The organism is Magnetospirillum sp. LM-5, assembly GCF_902729445.1.
Taxonomy (GTDB): domain Bacteria; phylum Pseudomonadota; class Alphaproteobacteria; order Rhodospirillales; family Magnetospirillaceae; genus Magnetospirillum.
Genome location: NZ_LR746519.1, coordinates 2,169 through 5,456 on the forward strand (window position 1 = coordinate 2,169; position 3,288 = coordinate 5,456).

General features: G+C 55.7%; 2 rRNA genes. Both read left to right on the plus strand.

Annotated features, from left to right (window positions below):
• Positions 1-229 precede the first annotated feature (229 nt).
• Positions 230-2,971, plus strand: a 23S ribosomal RNA gene (locus MTBLM5_RS18685).
• Between the two features lie 78 nt (positions 2,972-3,049).
• Positions 3,050-3,164 (plus strand): 5S ribosomal RNA (rrf, locus tag MTBLM5_RS18690).
• The last annotated feature ends 124 nt before the right edge of the window (positions 3,165-3,288 follow it).

Below are 3,288 nucleotides of genomic sequence, written 5' to 3' on the forward strand. Positions count from 1 at the left end.
TCGTTCGAGAAGGACACTTCCTTGCCGTCGACTTGGTCGAAGGCTTTCACACCTTTTGGTGTGAGGCTCTTTGTCATTGTGAATAGGTTTTTCTGATCTGAATGTTATGTCGAAGCTTGTCCAAAGCCCGGCGGCGTTTGAGCCGGCCCGGCACGGGCATGTCACAGACATAACACGCAAATCGCTGAAGTTCTGACGTTCTGGTTGGGCTTGTCCCTGTCCAGGATGTGATCAAGCGTCATAAGGGCATTTCGTGGATGCCTTGGCACTGAGAGGCGATGAAGGACGTGGCACTCTGCGAAAAGCCACGGGGAGCCGAGAGCAGGCTTTGATCCGTGGATATCCGAATGGGGAAACCCCACCGTAAGGTGATCCCGTACTGAATACATAGGTGCGGGAGGCGAACCGGGCGAACTGAAACATCTAAGTAGCCCGAGGAAAGGACATCAACCGAGACTCCGTTAGTAGTGGCGAGCGAACGCGGACCAGGCCAGTGCCGTTGCTTATATAATCTGAACCGTCTGGAAAGTCGGGCCATAGCGGGTGATAGCCCCGTAGGAGTAAAACGAGCAACGGACTCGAGTAGGGCGGGACACGTGAAATCCTGTCTGAACATGGGGGGACCATCCTCCAAGCCTAAGTACTCCTCAGTGACCGATAGCGAACAAGTACCGTGAGGGAAAGGTGAAAAGCACCCCGACAAGGGGAGTGAAAGAGACCCTGAAACGGAATGCCTACAAGCAGTCGGAGCCTCCTTGAGAGGTGACGGCGTACCTTTTGTATAATGGGTCAGCGAGTTAGCGTATGCAGCAAGCTTAAGCCGATAGGTGAAGGCGTAGCGAAAGCGAGTCTGAATAGGGCGCCGAGTTGCATGCGTTAGACCCGAAACCGAGTGATCTAGTCATGGACAGGTTGAAGGTGGGGTAACACCCACTGGAGGACCGAACCCACGCCTGTTGAAAAAGTCGGGGATGATCTGTGACTAGGGGTGAAAGGCCAATCAAACTCGGAAATAGCTGGTTCTCCGCGAAAGCTATTTAGGTAGCGCGTCGAACGAATACCGCCGGGGGTAGAGCACTGGATGGGCTAGGGGGTCCCAAAGACCTACCAAACCTAACCAAACTCCGAATACCGGTGAGTACTATTCGGCAGACAGACAGTGGGTGCTAAGGTCCATTGTCGAGAGGGAAACAGCCCAGACCGCCAGCTAAGGTCCCCAAGTTATGGCTAAGTGGGAAAGGATGTGGGAAGGCCAAAACAACCAGGAGGTTGGCTTAGAAGCAGCCATCCTTTAAAGAAAGCGTAATAGCTCACTGGTCTAATAGCAATCCTGCGCCGAAAATGTACCGGGGCTCAAGCCATACACCGAAGCTGCGGATGTGCAGCAATGCACGTGGTAGCGGAGCGTTCCGTAAGCCTGCGAAGGCGTCATCGTGAGAGGCGCTGGAGGTATCGGAAGTGAGAATGCTGACATGAGTAGCGACAAAGAGTGTGAGAAACACTCTCGCCGAAAGTCCAAGGGTTCCTGCGCAAGGCTAATCCGCGCAGGGTGAGCCGGCCCCTAAGGCGAGGCCGAAAGGCGTAGTCGATGGGAACCTGGTTAATATTCCAGGGCCTGCTGGACGTGACGACCCTCGTGTATCGTACTTCCTTATCGGATTGGAGGTGCGGTGAAGAGGGTCCAGGAAATAACGCCAGCGTATAGACCGTACCCGAAACCGACACAGGTGGACTGGTAGAGCATACCAAGGCGCTTGAGAGAATGGTGTTGAAGGAACTAGGCAAATTGACCCCGTAACTTCGGGATAAGGGGTACCCCTTCTTGCGCAAGCAGGTGGGGGTGGCACAGACCAGGGGGTGGCGACTGTTTACTAAAAACACAGGGCTCTGCGAAGTCTAAAGACGACGTATAGGGTCTGACGCCTGCCCGGTGCCGGAAGGTTAAAAGGAGGTGTGCAAGCACTGAATTGAAGCCCCGGTAAACGGCGGCCGTAACTATAACGGTCCTAAGGTAGCGAAATTCCTTGTCGGGTAAGTTCCGACCTGCACGAATGGCGTAACGACTTCCCCGCTGTCTCCAACACCAACTCAGCGAAATTGAATTCTCCGTGAAGATGCGGAGTACCCGCGGCTAGACGGAAAGACCCCGTGCACCTTTACTACAGCTTTGCAGTGGTACTAGGGAATGAATGTGTAGGATAGGTGGGAGGCTTTGAAGCATCGGCGCCAGCTGGTGTGGAGCCATCCTTGAAATACCACCCTTTTGTTTCCTGGTATCTAACCGCGACCCCTGAACCGGGGCCCGGGACCCTGCATGGCGGGTAGTTTGACTGGGGCGGTCGCCTCCCAAAGAGTAACGGAGGCGCGCGATGGTGAGCTCAAGCTGGTCGGAAATCAGCTGTCGAGTGCAATGGCATAAGCTCGCCTGACTGCGAGGCCCACAAGCCGAGCAGAGACGAAAGTCGGTCATAGTGATCCGGTGGTCCCGCATGGAAGGGCCATCGCTCAACGGATAAAAGGTACGCCGGGGATAACAGGCTGATCTCCCCCAAGAGTCCACATCGACGGGGAGGTTTGGCACCTCGATGTCGGCTCATCACATCCTGGGGCTGGAGCAGGTCCCAAGGGTTCGGCTGTTCGCCGATTAAAGTGGTACGTGAGCTGGGTTTAGAACGTCGTGAGACAGTTCGGTCCCTATCTACCGTGGGTGTCGGAAACTTGAGAGGACCTGTCCCTAGTACGAGAGGACCGGGATGGACGCACCTCTGGTGTACCGGTTGTCGCGCCAGCGGCATTGCCGGGTAGCTACGTGCGGACGAGATAACCGCTGAATGCATCTAAGCGGGAAGCTCCCCTCAAAACGAGGTTTCCCTATCAGAGCCGTCGTAGACCACGACGTTGATAGGTGGCATGTGGAAGCGTGGTAACACGTGAAGCTAAGCCATACTAATCGCTCGACCGGCTTGATCGCATCCTGCGCAGCGGCAAGCCCAATCATTCGTCAGAACTTTTCTTTGCATGGGATCAGAAAAACCGCTTTCTTCGACGACCTGGTGGTCATAGCGGGGGGCCCGCACCCGATCCCATCCCGAACTCGGACGTGAAAACCCCCAGCGCCAATGGTACTGTGTCTTAAGGCACGGGAGAGTAGGTCGCTGCCAGGTCTTCCAAGAAAGCGGTGAAACCTATCACAACGACATCAGCAAGGCCCGGAAACCCCGGGCCTTCTGCTTTTTGCCGCGGGGTGGAGAAGCCCCCGCGACGCGGACACAAGATACCGGGCGTCAC